The following is a 14,683-nucleotide window of genomic DNA, read 5'->3' as shown; positions in this document are numbered from 1 at the left end:
CCGACCTCGCCGCCCTCAGATCAGGAGTGACGCCGCGCCCTCGTGCTTCAAAAGCGCCACCTTGGTCTCCACCCCGCCCGGCGCCGAGAACCCGCCGAGGCCGGAGGCCCCGAGCACTCGGTGGCACGGCACGATCACCGGGACCGGATTGGCGCCGCAGGCCTGGCCCACGGCCTGCGCCGGCACGCCTAGCTCTTTCGCCAGATCGCCGTAGGTCCGTGTGTCGCCGAAGGGAATGGCGCACATCGCCCGCATCACGGCACCCGTCAGTCCCGGCGCGAACGCGACCGGGAGATCGAACGCCTCTCGCTGCCGGTTGAAATACTCGGCGAGCTGGCGGCAGGCCTCATCGAGAAGGGCGGACGGCTCGCACTCCACCTCCGCGCCGCGCCATTCCAGACGGCTGATCGCACCGTCGGTTTCGGTGATGACCAGCCGGCCGAGCGGGCTGGAATAGGCGACCGACCGGGTCATGCCCCATGCTCCGGGAACAGACCCGCCGGGCGAAATGCCCCGCGGATTGCGTCGGCAAGCGCATCGATGGCCTCCGATGAGCCGCGCGGGGATCTGTGCAGCACAAGGCCCGCGGAATCCACGACGGGAAACCCCTCCGCCTCGGTCAGTGCGCGGCACCCGTCAGGGATCGTACTGCGCGATAAGGCCACGACCGCGAGGCCGGACCGCGCGGCGGCGAAAAACCCACCGACCGTATCGCATTCGAAAGCGATCCGATGGGCGATGTCGTGACGCTCCAGCGACGGGATCAGACGCTGCCGGCACCAGTCGGAGTGAAAGTAGAGGGCGATCGGAAGCGGCGATTGAAGGTGCTGCTCATGCGTCGTCGAGGTCACCCAGACGGTCGGTTCGACACAGAGCACCTCCCCTCCCGTCCGCGCGAGGCTGTCCCACTCGAAGACGACGGCGAGGTCAAGCTCGCCTGACCGCATCGCCGCCATCTGCGGTTCGGAATAGTCGCAGCGCACCGTGACCTCGACTTCGGGATAGCGGGCGCGGAACGCGTTCAAGACGTCCGGCAGGACCGTTTCGCTGTAATCCTGCGGAATTCCGAGGCGGACCGGGCCCTGCAGCGGCCGGGACCGCAGCGCCGAAGCGGCCTCGTCCATTAGCCTGATGACGCGGCGGGCATAGGGGAGGAGCTGCGCCCCGCGCTCCGTCGGCGCGACACCGCGCGGCAGACGGTCGAACAGGCGCTGGCCGAGACTGTCCTCCAGCCGGGCGATCTGCATCGAGACCGCGGACTGTGTGCGCCCCAGTCGGCCCGCGGCGGCGGTGACGCTGCCGCCGTCGGCAACGGCAAGGAAGCTGCGCAGGAGATCGCTGTCGAGGGGCGAAGGCATGGCATCAATATGTCTGATATCGAGCATAAAGTCTATTCGTTTGCCTGATGCAGCGACCTGCCCGAAAATCGTGACAGGACCACAAGGAGCCCCGCCATGCCAAACAGGATCGCCCTGCCGCGCCTTTTCACCGGCACACCTAGCCGCCTGACGGTCAGAGACATTTTCGTCCGGTGGCGCGACCGCCGCACCGGGCGCGCGCGCATCCGCGCGCTCCTCATGCGGCACGATGATCATCTCGTGGACGACATGGGCGCGACCCGCTTCGAGTTGCGGCGCCGCTTCGGAGTTTGGGACTCCGTCTGACCCGCTTCCTCAGCCCAGAACGCTGTCGCAGCGCGCGCAGGTGCCCTCATGGCGGTGCGAGCCGACATCGGGCAGGATCTTCCAGCAGCGCTGGCATTTCTCGCCTTCGGCGGCTTCAAACACGACGCCGACGCCAGGCACTTCGGGCAGGCGGAAGGCGTCGTTCGGGACCGGGTCGGATGTCAGCTGCACGCCCGAAGTGATGCAGATATCGGCAAACGGCACGGATTGCAGCGCCTTCAGCACACTCGGATCCTCGACATGGACGACCGGCGCGGCCTCGAGCGAGGCCCCGATGACCTTGGCCGTGCGCTGCACTTCCAAGGCGGCGGTCACCACGCGCCGGACACGGCGGATCTTGTCCCATTTCTGCGCGAGTGGTTCGTCGAGCCAGTCGGCCGGCGTTTCCGGCATGTCGATCAGATGAACCGAGGACTCCTCGCCCGGAAAGCGCGACAGCCAGACATCCTCCATCGTGAAGACGAGGATCGGTGCGAGCCAGGTCGCGAGCCGGTGGAACAGAAGGTCGAGCACGGTGCGTACGGAGCGGCGCGAGATGCTGTCCGCAGCGTCGCAGTAGAGCACATCCTTGCGGATGTCGAAATAGACCGCCGAGAGGTCCACCGTGCAGAACGTGAATAGAGTCTGGAACACGCCCTGGAAGTCATAGGCCGCATAGCCCTTGCGGACGGCGTGGTCGAGTTCGGCCAGTCGGTGCAGAACCCAGCGTTCGAGCTCGGGCATGTCCGCGGGCGCGACGCGCTCCGTCTCGGCGAAGCCCGCGAGATTGCCGAGCATGAATCGCATCGTGTTCCTGAGCCGCCGATAGCTGTCGGCAGTGCCTTTCAGGATCTCCTTCCCGATCCTCAGGTCGACCGTGTAGTCCGACTGCGCAACCCAAAGTCTTAGGATATCGGCGCCGTATTCGTCGATGACCTCTTGCGGCGCGACCGTGTTGCCCAGGGACTTGGACATCTTCATGCCCTTCTCGTCGAGCGTGAAGCCGTGGGTCAGCACGCCGCGATAGGGCGCGCGGCCCTTGGTGCCGCAGGCCTGGAGCATCGAGGAATGGAACCAGCCGCGATGCTGGTCGGTGCCTTCGAGGTAAAGATCGGCGATGCCGTCCTCCGTCCCGTCCGGCCGGTCGCGGAGGACGAAGGCGTGGGTGGAGCCGCTGTCGAACCAGACGTCGAGCACGTCGAAGACCTGATCGTAGTCGGACGGTGCCGCGACCCCCGCAAGCATCTCTTCCTTGAAGCCCTCCCGGTACCATACGTCGGCGCCCTCGCGCTCGAACGCGGCGACGATCCGGGCGTTGATCTCGGCACTCTTCAACAAGAAATCCGGATCGTCGGGCTTCGCAGCCTTCTTCACGAAACAGGTAAGTGGAACGCCCCAGGCACGCTGACGCGACAGGACCCAGTCGGGCCTCGCCTCGATCATCGAATGCAGCCGGTTGCGGCCCGATTTCGGGGTCCAGGTGACGAGGTGGTCGATGCTCTTCAGCGCGCGGGCACGGATGGTCTGCCCATGCTCGCCCATGTCGTCGTCGAGCTTGGCGTCAATGGCCACGAACCATTGCGGCGTATTGCGGTAGATGAGGGGCGCCTTGGACCGCCAGCTGTGGGGGTAGGAGTGCTTGATCTTGCCCTTTGCGAAAAGCTTGCCGGCCCAGGCGAGGTTCTTGATCACCGAGACGTTGGCGGGACCTTCCTTGCCGTCAGGGTTGATGATCGTCTCGCCTCCGAACAAGGGCAGGTCAGCGCGGAAGGAGCCGTCCTCCGTGACGTTGTAGGTCATCGGAAGGCCGTGCTTCAGGCCAAGCTGGTAGTCGTCGTCACCGTGGCTGGGCGCGGTGTGGACGAAGCCGGTGCCGGCCTCGTCGGTGACGTGATCGCCGGGCAACATGGGGACGTCGTAGTCCCATTCGCCGCTGGCGCCTTCGACGCCGCGGAGGGGGTGGGCGAGCGTGAGCGCGGCGAGTTCCTCAAACCTTACGTCGCGGAGCCGCTTGTGTGCCTCGACGCGCGCGGCGGTGAAGATCGCATCGGCGAGCGCGTCCGCGACGACCAGCGTCTCGCCCGGCTTGGCAGTGGAATGTTCGCCGACGCTACCGACCTCGTATAGGCCGTATGTGACATCCGGATTGAAGGCGACGGCGCGGTTCTGCGGGATCGTCCAGGGAGTCGTGGTCCAGATCACGATGGCGGATTGCAGGAGATCGGTCTGCAGGCAGCCGTCGAGTTCCTTGAACTCGGACGCCGACACGACCGGAAACCGCACCCAGATCGTGTGGCTGGTATGGTCGTGATACTCGACCTCGGCCTCCGCGAGTGCTGTCTTTTCGACCGGCGACCACATCACGGGCTTGGAGCCCTGATAGAGCGTGCCGTTCATCAGGAACTTCAGGAACTCCTCGGCGATCACCGCTTCGGCGTGGTAGTCCATCGTGAGATAGGGATCGGGCCAGTTGCCGGTGACGCCGAGCCGCTTGAACTCATCCCGCTGGACGTCGATCCAGCCCTCGGCGAACCGGCGGCATTCCTGACGGAAGGCGACGACGTCGACATCGTCCTTGTCGAGCCCCTTCTGGCGGTACCGCTCCTCGATCTTCCACTCGATCGGCAGGCCGTGGCAGTCCCAGCCGGGGACGTAGCGCGCGTCGCGGCCCATCATCTGCTGCGAGCGGACGACCATGTCCTTCAGGATCTTGTTCAGCGCGTGACCGATATGCAGGTGGCCGTTCGCGTAGGGCGGCCCGTCATGCAGGATGAAGGGTGCGCGTCCCGTCTTCCCGCGCAGGCGGTCATAGACGCCGATCTTTTCCCAGCGGGCCAGCCAATCGGGCTCGCGCGCGGGCAGACCCGCGCGCATCGGGAATTCGGTCTCGGGCAGGAAGACGGTCTTGCGATAGTCGGGCGCGGTCTTGTCGGGGGTATCGGCGCACATCTCGGGCGGTCCTCGGACTAGCTTCTGGATGGGGCGGCGCGGAAATTCAAACGCCTGTTCCCGGCGCCTGTAGGATCAGCACGCCGGGCCGGTAATTCGAATGATGATCGCGGATATGCGCCTCATGGCACGGGCTTATAAGGAGGCGCCGGTTGATGGTAAAGAGGCGCGGCAAAGCGTCCCTTGCGTCGGAGCCCGCGCGGACGCAAGGATGGCCGCATGACCGCCCTCCCCCCGCGCTTTCGCGTCACGCCCGAAGAGATCGACCGCATCGTGGCCGTCTTCTACGCCGCCATCCGCGCCCATCCCGGCCTCGGGCCGGTCTTCGCGACCCATGTCACGGACTGGCCCGCGCACGAAGCGAAGATCGCTGGCTTCTGGCGCAACGCCATCCTCTACGAACGCAGCTACGACGGAAATCCGATGGAGGTGCATCGCCGGGCCGGCAATGTCCGGCCAGGTATGTTCGACGCCTGGCTCGAGCTTTTCGACGCAGTGCTGGCGCGCGAGCTTGAGCCCGCGACGGCGGCGGCCTGGTCGGCGCTCGCCCACCGGATCGGGCGCGGGATGCGCTACGGGCTGGTCGAGACGGCCACCCTGCCGGGAGGGGTGCCGAGGCTCGTCTAACCCGCGCTACCCGCTTCCCCCTCACCCTGCCGCCCGGCAGCCCAGCGGTTTAGCCAGGCGAGACCGGCGAGCGACAGGCCGAGCGCGAGGAACGAGAAGACGCGCGTGAGGCCAGTGAGACCCGAGATGTCGATCAGGAACACCTTGGCGATGGTGAGCGCGATCACCGCCATCGCGACGCGCCTGAGGCTTTGGGACCGCCGCGCGATCGCCTGGTAGAGTAGCCCCGCGCCCACCACCATCATCGCGATCGTGTAGCTGTAAAGCTCGGCCTGCGTGACGCCCGGCACCGTCAGGTCGTCACCGCGCCAGAAGCGCCGGATCTCGAGCCCCGCGTAAAGCGCCACCAGCGCCCCCCCGATCCCGGCAAGGCCGAGAAGCAGCCAACGCCTCAAATGACCGAGCCGCACCCGCGCGGCCAGAAGCAGGAGCCCGGGCAGCGCGTAGGCGACGAAGAGCGTGTCGAGCACGAAAGGCCCGCGCACCAGCGTTTCCGGCCCGCTGTTCCAGCCGATCGCCGGATTGGCCAGTCCCGCCGCGAGGAGAAGCCCCCCGAGCGCGATCAGCCCGGCACCCCCGGCGATCGCCCAGCGCAGCCAACTGAGCGCGCCTCCGAGCTTTAGCCGGTAAAGCTGGACGAGCATGAGCACGATCCACGGCGTCGCATTGAGGCTGAGCGCCCAGTGCGACAGGACGGCATCGCCCATCCCCTCGCCCGTCAGCCACCGGGTCAGGAGGACGTTGGCCAGAAGCGCGGAAAAGCCCGCACCCGCGCTTTCGGCGAAGACATTCGCGCCCCGGCGGCCGAGTCCCGCCAGCGCCCAGAGGACCACCGCCATCGCGGCCGCCGCGCCGCCATAGGAGGCGAGCGCCTCCCACAACGCGGCGCGCTCGATCGCCCAGAACAACCCCGGATCGACGATCAGCCGCCACGACAACGCGACCGCCCCGGCCTGGATGAAGAGCGACATCTCCGGTAGCCGGAAGCGCCGGTCGATGAGTGCGGCGACGACGACGAGCGCCGAGAGCGCGAGCGTCAGCGCACCCTTCGTCGTGATGAGAAACAGGGCAAGCGCGATGAGCGACAGCGCCGACAGCGTCGCGTAGGCCGCGCGGCGCCGGTCTTGGCCGTCGGCGCGGGCGAAAGCGGTTGCGAGCGCCACCATCAGCGCGGCGAGCGCGATGACGTGGAGCGCCCAAGCGTAGGAGCCTGTCACGGCGGCGGGCGTCCAGAAGATCTCCAGCACCACGGCGGCGAGCGGGGCTGCCAATGCCGCGCCCACGGCCCAGAAGGGCTTCAGCCGGCCCGCGGCCCCGCTCGCCCAGGCCGCCGCCAGGGTCACCGCCGTGGCGAGCCCAAGAAGGAGCGTCGCGGTCATGGGGCCCGCGGTCTCGGGCGCGCGGAAGACGATGGCGGCGGCAGCATAATCGCGGGCGAGCGGGCCGCGCTCCACCGCCTCGATCACGAGGCGCAGGAGGAACCCGGCGACCGGCAGGGCGGTGAGGTCAGAGATCGCGCGCGCCGCCCCGGACCAGACGGTCAACGCCAGTGCGAGGACGGCGAGGCACAGGAAGACCAGAGTGCTTTCCGCACCGTTCTCGGTCGGCAGGAGCGTAAGAAGCGCCGTAGACGCCAGCACCCCGCCGCCCGCAAGCAGCGTCGGGAACTGCAGGGGCCGCTTCCACACCAGCGCCTCGGCCAACATCGCGCCCGCATGGTCGGGCAGCAACCCCCGGGCCGGGATGCAGATCGCGAGTCCCGGAATGACGGCGAACATCAGCGCCGCCCAGCCGGCCCCGCCGGTTCCCGCAAAGACGAACCAGCCGCCCGCGTAGGCGAGGATGAGCGACAGAACCGACAGCCAGGCCCAGCGCCGGATCGTATCGACGCCGAGCCCGGCCGCCGCGATAAGCGCGAAATACGCGTAGAGCCAATAGGGCGCCTCGCTGTCGCCGCCGACGAGGAAAGGCGCGGCAGTGGCGCCGATCAGGCCGAAGGCGGCGAGGAACGGCCCGTGGAACCAGCCGAGGATCATGGCGAGCGCGGCGGCTGCGACGAAGCCCGCGAAGGCGAGTTCGGACCCAATCAGCCCATAGAGCTGACGGGCGGCCAGAACGCCTGCGAAGATCGACACGATCCCCGCCCCGGAAAAGGCGGAGGGCAGATAGGCCGTGCTCGAGCGTTCGTCATCGCCGTAGCGGCGGCGCAGCCATTCCCCGACGGCGACCAGCGCGAGGCCGAAGAGGAGGGCGGCAGTCACGCGCGCCTCGGGCGGCAATAGCCCCCTCTCGGCGCCGTATTGCACGAAGAACACGCCAGCCAGCGCGAGCGACAGGGCCGAGATCGCGTACACCCAGTTCTCCCGCAGCCAGGCGCCGAGCGCCGCGGCCCCGCCGCCGCCACGCGTCTGCCGGAGCGTAGGAGCGGATGGCACGGGTTCGGCCCACGGTCCCTTGGCGGGACCTGCGGGTTCGGCACTCCGCGCGTCGGCCCCCGTGGGCGGGACTTCGGCGGCCAGCGTCTCGGGGAGCACGGCGGTGCGTTCGGGCGCGGGTGTCGGCTCGGCCGCGCTCTCATCGGCGGGCCTGTCAGCCTGCCATGTCTCTGGCCGAGGTGCGGCGGGGCGGGTGAGGATGTCACGCACCGTTCTCGCCTGCTCCGTCAGCGCGCGTTCGAGCTTTGCCACGCGCGCCTTAAGGCGCGAGACCGAGATCAGGAGCACGACGACGGCGACCGGAATCGCCAGCACAGCCAGCGCCGCCAAAACGAGAAGACCTTCCATCGCTGCCCCTTCCTGCCCCTTGCGCCCTTTCTAACCCGGAAGCCGCGGAACGGAAGTCAGGATTTCCCCTCTGCCGCGTCGGGCCTGCCAGCGGTGAAGAGCCCGGTCAGCGCGCGCTTGACAATGTTGGTCACGCGCGGCTTCGGAAGCGCCGAGAAGGGCAGCGGCCGGCAGACCTCGATCGCCGCAAGACCCACCCGCGCGGTCAGCGCACCGTTGATGACGCCCTCGCCGAAGCGGCGCGAGAGTTTCGAGAGTAGCCCGCCGCCCGCGACCGACTGGATCAGGTCGTCGCCGACCGCCACCGCGCCGGTCGCGACGAGGTGCGTAAGGACCGTGCGCATCAGCCGCCAGCTTCCGAACGTGCCCGCGCGGCCGCCGTAGATTTCGGCAATGCGGCGGATCATGCGCAGGTTGGCTACCAAGGCGGTCGCCACGTCGGCGAGCGCGATGGGCACGATCGCGGTGACGGTCGCGACCTGCCGCGCCGCGCCCTCGACCTCGGTCCGCGCCGCGCGATCCAACGGCGTCATCAACTCGGCCTCGGCCAGCGCCAGAAGCGCGTCCGCGTCGAACACGTCGCCCCGCCGCTCAGCCAGCCGCGCCCGGCCCCATTCGGTATCCGGCCGTCCGGCATAGAGCGCGGCGAGCCTGTCCGTCACCCGCCCGGCGGCGGCCAAGTCGCCCGACCCCACCGCATCGAGTGCCGCCTGATGGACCCGGTCAAGCCGCGCGAGCCGCGCATAGGCGACCCATTCCCTGAGCGCTAGGAGAACCGCCGCGAGGACGAAGGCCGCGACCAGCACCGCCGCCGCCCAGCCAAGGAGCGGGTTGGCTGCGAAGAGCCCCTCGACAAAACGCCAGGCCGCGACCGACAGCACGAAGCCAAAGAGCGCCGCCGCCGCGCCCCAGAAGAAACGGCCGAGCTTCGAGCGCGGCCGAGCGGCGAAGGCCGCGACCGTCTGCATCGCCCGCCCCTCCGGCGCGCCCGGCGTGACCTCGGGCACTGGCGGCGCGCTGTGCGGTCCTTCCCCAGGAGGAGATTCCATTTCGATCAGCACTGGCCCCTTCGGTTTCGTCATGGCTCACCTCGATTCATCGGCCGCATCGCGTTTCGACGCACCGGAACGTGAATAATGTTCGAAATATGCAATATTGTTTGCATAAATTTCAAATCTGAAGGGTATACTGATCAGATAACGGAAATTACTGAGTCGCCCTTTCCGCCCTCCAACCTGCGGCGGAGCGCTTTCAACCGGTAGCTCAATCGCGCTGCGCCGCTCCGCACTCACAGCCGGTCTCCGATCAGGAATTCTGCCGCTCGGTCGAGTCGGATATGCGGTGGCCCTTCCCCGGGGCGGAGCGTCAGCGGCGTCGGCGCGAATTCCATCACCTCATAATCGGCGCCGAGCCAGTCCGGCGCGCCCTCGCGTGCCGGCGCCAGAAGCGCGGCGGGATTGTCGGGCAGCTCGCCCGGATAGAACGCCGCCTCCCGCCCATCGGCGCGAAGCCGTCCGCGCACGCAGTCGAGAGCGCCGCCCTTGTGGCTCACGGTCTCCTCCACCGTGGCGCGGAGCGCGGCGATCGCCATCGCCGCCGTGTCCGCGCCTGCGAAATCGGCCCGGTCCTTCGCCTCGCGCATCAGCGCGGCCATGATCTGGGTCAGCTTGGCATGCTCGGTGTGGTGCAGATGGTCGGCCTTGGTCGCGGCGAAGAGGATGCGTTCGACCCGGCTCATGCCGAGAAGCCCGCCCAGCCAGCTCGTCCGCCCTGGCCGGAAGGCGCCAAGGATGCCCGTCATGGCGCGGCGCAGATCTTCCACGGCGGGCGGCCCGGCATGGATGGCGCCGAGAAGATCCACGAGAACGACCTGCCGGTCGATCCGGGAGAAATGATCGCGGAAGAAGGGGGTGACGACCTGCGCCTTGTAGGCCTCGAACCGCCGCTCCATCTCGCGTCGGAGCGATCCTCGCGGCGCCCGCCCGCCCGTCTCCGGCAGGGGCGCGAAGGTCAGGACCGGCGAGCCGGCGAGATCGCCGGGCAGAAGGAACCGCCCCGGCGTACAGTCCGAGTAGCCGGCCGCGCGCATCGAGCTTAGACAGGCGGTGTACTCCGCAGCCAGCGCCTTGGCCGCGACCTCGTCGAGCTCGGCCTGCTGGTCGGCGGCGCGGGCGGCGGCGAGGAACGCCTTGGCCTCCGACCGGCCCTCGAGCCGCTCCAGGACGGCCCCGGACCAGCCGGCATAGGTCTCGTCCATCAGCGACAGGTCCAGAAGCCACTCGCCGGGATAGTCGACGATGTCGAGATGCAGGGTCCGCGGCCCGCGGAACATGCCCAGAAGGCCGCTCTCGCGCAGCCGGAACGACAGGCGCAACTCGCTCACCGACCGCGTCCCCTCGGGCCAAAAGGGCTCGGGGCCCGTTAGCGCGGCCAGATGCGCCTCGTAGTCGAAGCGCGGCACGGTGTCGTCGGGCTGGGGCTGGAGGAAGGCCGAGACGATCCGCCCCTCGGCGGCGGCGCGCAGGCCCGGCATGCGGCCCCGGTCGAGCAGGTTGGCGACGAGCGAGGTGATGAACACGGTCTTGCCCGCGCGGCTGAGCCCGGTCACGCCGAGCCGGATCACCGGCTCGAAGAACGCCTCGCTGAAGCCTGCGCCGATGCCTTCGACGCCGTGAATCACCCTGTCCGCGATATTCCCGATGACCAAGTCCTGCCCCCGCCGTCCGATTTCTTGCCGTTGGCCCAAGATAGGCGCGACCTGCGCGCCTGTGTAGGGGGCCGTGGAGGACGCCCTTTTCGCCGCGTGCGGAACCGGATAGGGAAGGTCATGCCCCGCTACGCGCTGAAAGTCGAGTATCACGGCGGCCCGTTCTCGGGCTGGCAGCGGCAGTCCGGCCAGCCCTCGGTTCAGGAGGCGGTCGAGGCGGCGCTTCGAAAGCTCGAACCCGGCGTGCAGGGCATCGCCGCGGCGGGCCGCACGGACGCTGGCGTCCATGCGACGGGCCAGGTCGCGCATGTCGACCTCGCGCGCGACTGGGACCCATTCCGGCTCTCGGAGGCGCTGAACTACCACCTCAAGCCCGCCCCGGTCGCGGTCCTCGCCGCTGCGCGCGTGAACGACGATTTTCACGCCCGCTTCTCGGCCGTCGAGCGGCGCTACCTCTTCCGCCTCATCGCCCGCCGCGCGCCCCTGACCCACGACGCAGGCCTCGCCTGGCGCGTCCTTAACCCGCTCGACGCGGACGCGATGCGCGCGGGCGCGGCCCATCTCGTCGGCCATTACGACTTCACCACCTTCCGCTCGACGATCTGCCAGGCCAAGACCCCGGTGAAAACGCTCGACGAGATCACGATCACCGAGGACGTGATCCCGCACGGGATCGAATTCCGCTTCGCCCTCCGCGCCCGCAGTTTCCTCCACAACCAGGTCCGCTCCATCGTCGGCACGCTCGAACGCGTGGGCGCGGGCGCTTGGACTCCCGACGACGTCAGATCGGCGCTTGATGCCCGCAGCCGCGCCGCCTGCGGTCCGGTTTCACCGGCCGAGGGACTTTACCTCACGGGCGTGCGCTACGAAGAAGATCCCTTCGCCTGAGCGCATACTTCCTCATTGCCGAAATACCTCGGGGGAATCCCCGCATCAGCGGGGATGGGGGCGGCGCCCCCTCAGGCGTTCAGATCCCTGAGCAAGCGGCCGTGCTTCCTGACCTCGGCCAGCAGGTCGCCGAAGGTGACGAGCCCCCGCCCCTCGAGCATCGGCAGAAGCTTCAGGAACGCATCCGCCGTCGCGATCGTGTCGCCGAGCGCGGTGTGGCGCGCCTCTTCCGGGATGGTTATTCCGAGCCGCTGCGACAGCGCGTCTAGCGAGTGGCTCTCGGTCTGGCCATAGACGACCGCGGACAACAGAACGGTGTCGAGGATCGGATGATCGAAGGCCAGGCCGATATCGGCCTCGCGGCGCCTCAGGAAAGTCATGTCGAAGGGCGCGTTATGCGCGATCAACACGGCGCCCTCGGCAAAGATGTGAAACCGCGACAGCGCCTCGCCGACAGCCGGCGCGCTCTCTACCATCGCGTCCGATATGCCGTGCACCTTGGTCGCCTTCGGCGGGATCGGCCGGCCGGGATCGACGAGGATGTCGAAGACCTCGCCCGCGACCCGGCGGCCGTTGACGAGCCTCAGCCCTGCGATCTGCACGATTTCGTCGCCCTCCTCGGGCAGAAGGCCCGTCGTCTCCGTATCGAAGACCACATATGTCAGATCGCGAAGCGGCGTCGCCGTAAGCTCTGCCGGCTGCGGCTTGAACAAGAGGTCGAAATCGTAGACGACCCGGCGCGCGACCGGCGCGACGCGGCCCTGGGCGCGGCGCGCCTCGCGGATCGGCAGAAGCACGGCCTGGCCGCCGCCCCTCGTTTCGGGCCAGCATTCGGTCGCGTGGGCGGCCAGGACGGATCGGCCGGTCACCTCCTCGATTGCGGGGTCGACTGGTTCGGAAAGCCAGGTTTCGAGCGTACCGACCGATAGCGGCGCGCCCGTCCAGCCAAGCTCGATCATCGCGCCCGCCCCGTCCGCGCCGAGCGTGAGCCGGAAGTCGCGCGCGTCGCCTGTCCCGGCCAGGCGGCGGGCCAGCGAAGCCAGAAGTGCTACGATTTCGAACCCGTCGCAACGCAGGATCATCTCCTCGCCCTCGGCCGCGATTGTCAGGCCAACCGCCTCAAGCCGCGCCCGGCACCCGTCGATCAGATCGGCAGCTCGGGTCGTCGGCAGCGGCGTCCAGCTGCCCCGCGCCGCGTCGTAGCGCGCGGCCAGCTCATTCACCGACCGGGCGAGCGCGCCGACCTCCTCGAGAAGCGCCGCGTTCAGCGCTTCGCCGCCCGGCTCCTCGGCGAGAACCCCGATTACGGTCTGAAGGTTCGCCGCCGGGCGCCGGATGCGGTCGAAGATTTCTTCCAGAAGCCGGTCCTGCCCGGCATGGGCCTGAAGATCGCGCGTCACGTCGCGCAGGGTCAGCACGTAGCCCGGCGCGGCGCCGCCCGCCTCGAGAAGCCGCATCCGACCTGAAAGAACCCGCGCGCCCTCCTTGGTGGCGACCAGAATGTCCGACACCGCGTCCTCGTCGCGCGCCGTCAGGAGCCGATCGTAGGCGTGGCGCAGCGGCGCCTCGCGCAGCGAGCCGAAGACGCTCCGGTCAAGTCCGGCCGTCCCCCCGGCGCCGAGCATGTCGGCCGCGGTTCCATTGTAAAAGACGAGCTGATGGCCGCCCGAACAGAGAAGCACGCCCGCCGGAATGTCGGACAGGAGAGTCTCGAGCCGCGCCTTCTCATCCTGAAGCCGCGTTGTTTCCCGCGCCACCGCGTCGGCGAGCGCCGAGCGCGTGTGGGTAAGCGTCTCGCAGAGGGCTGTGGCGGCCGGGCCGAGGTCGCCGAGATAGCGCCCCGGCGCGGCATCGAAGGTGCCTGCGCTGTCGGCGTGGGCCTGCGCACGCATGCCCGCCGCCAGCCGGTCGAGCGCGCGGCCGACATTGTCGTCGAAGAGAAGCCAGATCCAGGCGGAGAGCCCGAGGATCGCGAAGCCCGCCACCGCGCCTGCGGTCACGAAGGCCGACTGCGCCGAAGGATCGCCAAGCCGGTCGTAGCCGAGCCACAGGCCGCCCGCGACCGCCGCCATGCATCCGACGGCGAGCGCCGCGAAGAACAAGAGCAGCCGCTGCCGCAAGCTCAGCCCGTCACGCATCCCCTCCCGCCCCTTCGCCATCGGGTTCTAGCAGCTTACGGACCTCGTCCCTGAGCTCTTTGAGTTCGAACGGTTTCGCGATGAACCCATCGGCACCGAGCGCGAGCCCCTTGCGGCGCTCCATCGCCGATCCGCGCGCCGTCATCATCAGGATCTTCACATCCTTGAGTTTCGGGTCCATCCGCACGTTCTGGCAGATCTCATAGCCCGACACTTCGGGCAGCATCACGTCAAGAAGAACGAGATCGGGCGACGTGTCGCGGATCATCGGCAGCGCCTCGGCGCCGTTCGCGATCCGGTCGTGCTGGTAACCTTCCCGCGTCAGCACATAGTCGAGCGCCAGCGCGATGTTGTCTTCGTCCTCGACGATCAGGACCCGGTGGCGTTTCTTGCCGTCAGCCATTTCCACCTCCCTCGCATGCCGCCCGGAGCGCCGGATCGTCCGGGTCGAGCTGAATCCAGTCCGCCACCGCGAGATCGGCGGCGCTTGCCTCGCCGGCGGCCGCGTCCAGTCGGCGCGCGCTGGCGCAATCGAACAGAACGATGAGCCGGTAGATCGGCTTCCAGCGCTCCATGAGGTACAGCTGCGCGTGGCGCATGCCGGGCCCGGGATCGGCTGGCAGGTCCGCTTCCGGCCCGCGGTCCAGAATCGCCATCCGAGTCGTCACGGGCGCGACAAAGGTCCAGGGCCGCCAGAGATCGCTGCGCGCGTTTTCGAAGGTCACCACCGCCGTGTCCGGCAGCGTCGCGCGGTTGCGTTCGGCCCAGCTGTATTCGTTCCAGATGGCATAGGCGACCATGGCAAGCCCCGCCGCCGCCGGGATCGCCCATTTCGGGAGTCTGCGGCCCGAAAGCCGGTTCAAGAGCATCACGACCCCGGCGGCGGCGAAACCCGCGGCCACCGTCGAGATAAAGAAGATCAGCATG

Annotated in this window: 12 protein-coding genes; 3 read left to right on the top strand and 9 right to left on the bottom strand. The window is 68.7% G+C overall.

The genetic code is table 11. The annotated features are described in order from the left end of the window. Positions 1–15: 15 nt before the first annotated feature. Both DEA8626_RS01875 and DEA8626_RS01870 read right to left on the bottom strand, forming a co-directional pair. On the bottom strand, positions 16–474 hold the full coding sequence (locus DEA8626_RS01875) for a methylated-DNA--[protein]-cysteine S-methyltransferase (protein WP_108851365.1): 459 nt from the start codon (positions 472–474) through the stop codon (positions 16–18). Beyond that, complete coding sequence (locus DEA8626_RS01870) at positions 471–1,385, bottom strand: LysR substrate-binding domain-containing protein (protein WP_245890697.1); 915 nt, start codon at positions 1,383–1,385, stop codon at positions 471–473. The genes DEA8626_RS01875 and DEA8626_RS01870 overlap by 4 nt, the downstream gene beginning before the upstream one ends. 69 nt (positions 1,386–1,454) lie before the next feature. Between DEA8626_RS01870 and DEA8626_RS01865 the strand changes: the two genes are divergently transcribed. After that, positions 1,455–1,664 carry a hypothetical protein gene (locus tag DEA8626_RS01865; protein ID WP_108851364.1) on the top strand — a complete coding sequence of 70 codons (210 nt, stop codon included), beginning with the start codon at positions 1,455–1,457 and terminating at the stop codon, positions 1,662–1,664. Positions 1,665–1,673: 9 nt separating this feature from the next. Here DEA8626_RS01865 and ileS read toward each other — a convergent pair whose 3' ends face one another. Continuing rightward, complete coding sequence (gene ileS / locus DEA8626_RS01860; protein WP_108851363.1) at positions 1,674–4,613, bottom strand: isoleucine--tRNA ligase; 2,940 nt, start codon at positions 4,611–4,613, stop codon at positions 1,674–1,676. Positions 4,614–4,832: 219 nt separating this feature from the next. Here ileS and DEA8626_RS01855 point away from each other — a divergent pair, with 219 nt between their 5' ends. After that, positions 4,833–5,240 carry a group III truncated hemoglobin gene (locus DEA8626_RS01855; protein WP_108851362.1) on the top strand — a complete coding sequence of 136 codons (408 nt, stop codon included), beginning with the start codon at positions 4,833–4,835 and terminating at the stop codon, positions 5,238–5,240. Here the strand turns inward: DEA8626_RS01855 and DEA8626_RS01850 are convergent. The 3 genes from DEA8626_RS01850 to DEA8626_RS01840 form a co-directional block, all read right to left on the bottom strand. Further along, positions 5,237–8,023, bottom strand: a complete 2,787-nt coding sequence (locus DEA8626_RS01850; protein WP_108851361.1) for a DUF2339 domain-containing protein — start codon at positions 8,021–8,023, stop codon at positions 5,237–5,239. The genes DEA8626_RS01855 and DEA8626_RS01850 overlap by 4 nt on opposite strands. A gap of 56 nt (positions 8,024–8,079) precedes the next feature. Next, complete coding sequence (locus DEA8626_RS01845) at positions 8,080–9,105, bottom strand: YcjF family protein (RefSeq protein ID WP_108851360.1); 1,026 nt, start codon at positions 9,103–9,105, stop codon at positions 8,080–8,082. A 206-nt stretch (positions 9,106–9,311) separates the two neighbouring features. Then, positions 9,312–10,730, bottom strand: coding sequence for a YcjX family GTP-binding protein (locus DEA8626_RS01840; RefSeq protein ID WP_108851359.1), 1,419 nt, complete (start codon positions 10,728–10,730; stop codon positions 9,312–9,314). A 120-nt stretch (positions 10,731–10,850) separates the two neighbouring features. On the opposite strand from DEA8626_RS01840, the gene truA reads away from it, so the two are divergent. Further along, positions 10,851–11,618: a tRNA pseudouridine(38-40) synthase TruA gene (gene truA / locus DEA8626_RS01835; RefSeq protein ID WP_108851358.1), complete on the top strand. Its 768-nt coding sequence runs from the start codon at positions 10,851–10,853 to the stop codon at positions 11,616–11,618. Positions 11,619–11,689: 71 nt separating this feature from the next. Here the strand turns inward: truA and DEA8626_RS01830 are convergent, their stop codons facing one another. Genes DEA8626_RS01830 through DEA8626_RS01820 form a run of 3 tightly spaced genes read right to left on the bottom strand, consistent with a single transcriptional unit; the run spans position 11,690 to position 14,682 of the window. Continuing rightward, complete coding sequence (locus tag DEA8626_RS01830; protein WP_108851357.1) at positions 11,690–13,756, bottom strand: 3'-5' exonuclease; 2,067 nt, start codon at positions 13,754–13,756, stop codon at positions 11,690–11,692. After that, positions 13,749–14,159: a response regulator transcription factor gene (locus DEA8626_RS01825; RefSeq protein ID WP_108851356.1), complete on the bottom strand. Its 411-nt coding sequence runs from the start codon at positions 14,157–14,159 to the stop codon at positions 13,749–13,751. The genes DEA8626_RS01830 and DEA8626_RS01825 overlap by 8 nt, the downstream gene beginning before the upstream one ends. Continuing rightward, a complete protein-coding gene (locus tag DEA8626_RS01820) occupies positions 14,152–14,682 on the bottom strand; it encodes a hypothetical protein (protein WP_108851355.1) in 531 nt (176 codons plus the stop codon). The genes DEA8626_RS01825 and DEA8626_RS01820 overlap by 8 nt, the downstream gene beginning before the upstream one ends. Position 14,683 lies beyond the last annotated feature (1 nt).

It is taken from the genome of Defluviimonas aquaemixtae (genome assembly GCF_900302475.1).
Classification (GTDB): Bacteria; Pseudomonadota; Alphaproteobacteria; order Rhodobacterales; family Rhodobacteraceae; genus Albidovulum; species Albidovulum aquaemixtae.
The sequence above is the reverse complement of the archived record's forward strand: the minus strand, read 5'-3'. Positions and strand labels throughout refer to the sequence as shown.

Excerpts from the sequence above, each read along its gene's own strand:
- DEA8626_RS01875 (WP_108851365.1), bottom strand. The coding sequence starts at position 474 with ATGACCCGGTCGGTCGCCTATTCCAGCCCGCTCGGCCGGCTGGTCATC.
- DEA8626_RS01870 (WP_245890697.1), bottom strand. The coding sequence starts at position 1,385 with ATGCTCGATATCAGACATATTGATGCCATGCCTTCGCCCCTCGACAGC.
- DEA8626_RS01865 (WP_108851364.1), top strand. The coding sequence starts at position 1,455 with ATGCCAAACAGGATCGCCCTGCCGCGCCTTTTCACCGGCACACCTAGC.
- ileS (WP_108851363.1), bottom strand. The coding sequence starts at position 4,613 with ATGTGCGCCGATACCCCCGACAAGACCGCGCCCGACTATCGCAAGACC.
- DEA8626_RS01855 (WP_108851362.1), top strand. The coding sequence starts at position 4,833 with ATGACCGCCCTCCCCCCGCGCTTTCGCGTCACGCCCGAAGAGATCGAC.
- DEA8626_RS01850 (WP_108851361.1), bottom strand. The coding sequence starts at position 8,023 with ATGGAAGGTCTTCTCGTTTTGGCGGCGCTGGCTGTGCTGGCGATTCCG.
- DEA8626_RS01845 (WP_108851360.1), bottom strand. The coding sequence starts at position 9,105 with ATGACGAAACCGAAGGGGCCAGTGCTGATCGAAATGGAATCTCCTCCT.
- truA (WP_108851358.1), top strand. The coding sequence starts at position 10,851 with ATGCCCCGCTACGCGCTGAAAGTCGAGTATCACGGCGGCCCGTTCTCG.
- DEA8626_RS01830 (WP_108851357.1), bottom strand. The coding sequence starts at position 13,756 with ATGCGTGACGGGCTGAGCTTGCGGCAGCGGCTGCTCTTGTTCTTCGCG.
- DEA8626_RS01825 (WP_108851356.1), bottom strand. The coding sequence starts at position 14,159 with ATGGCTGACGGCAAGAAACGCCACCGGGTCCTGATCGTCGAGGACGAA.
- DEA8626_RS01820 (WP_108851355.1), bottom strand. The coding sequence starts at position 14,682 with ATGCTGATCTTCTTTATCTCGACGGTGGCCGCGGGTTTCGCCGCCGCC.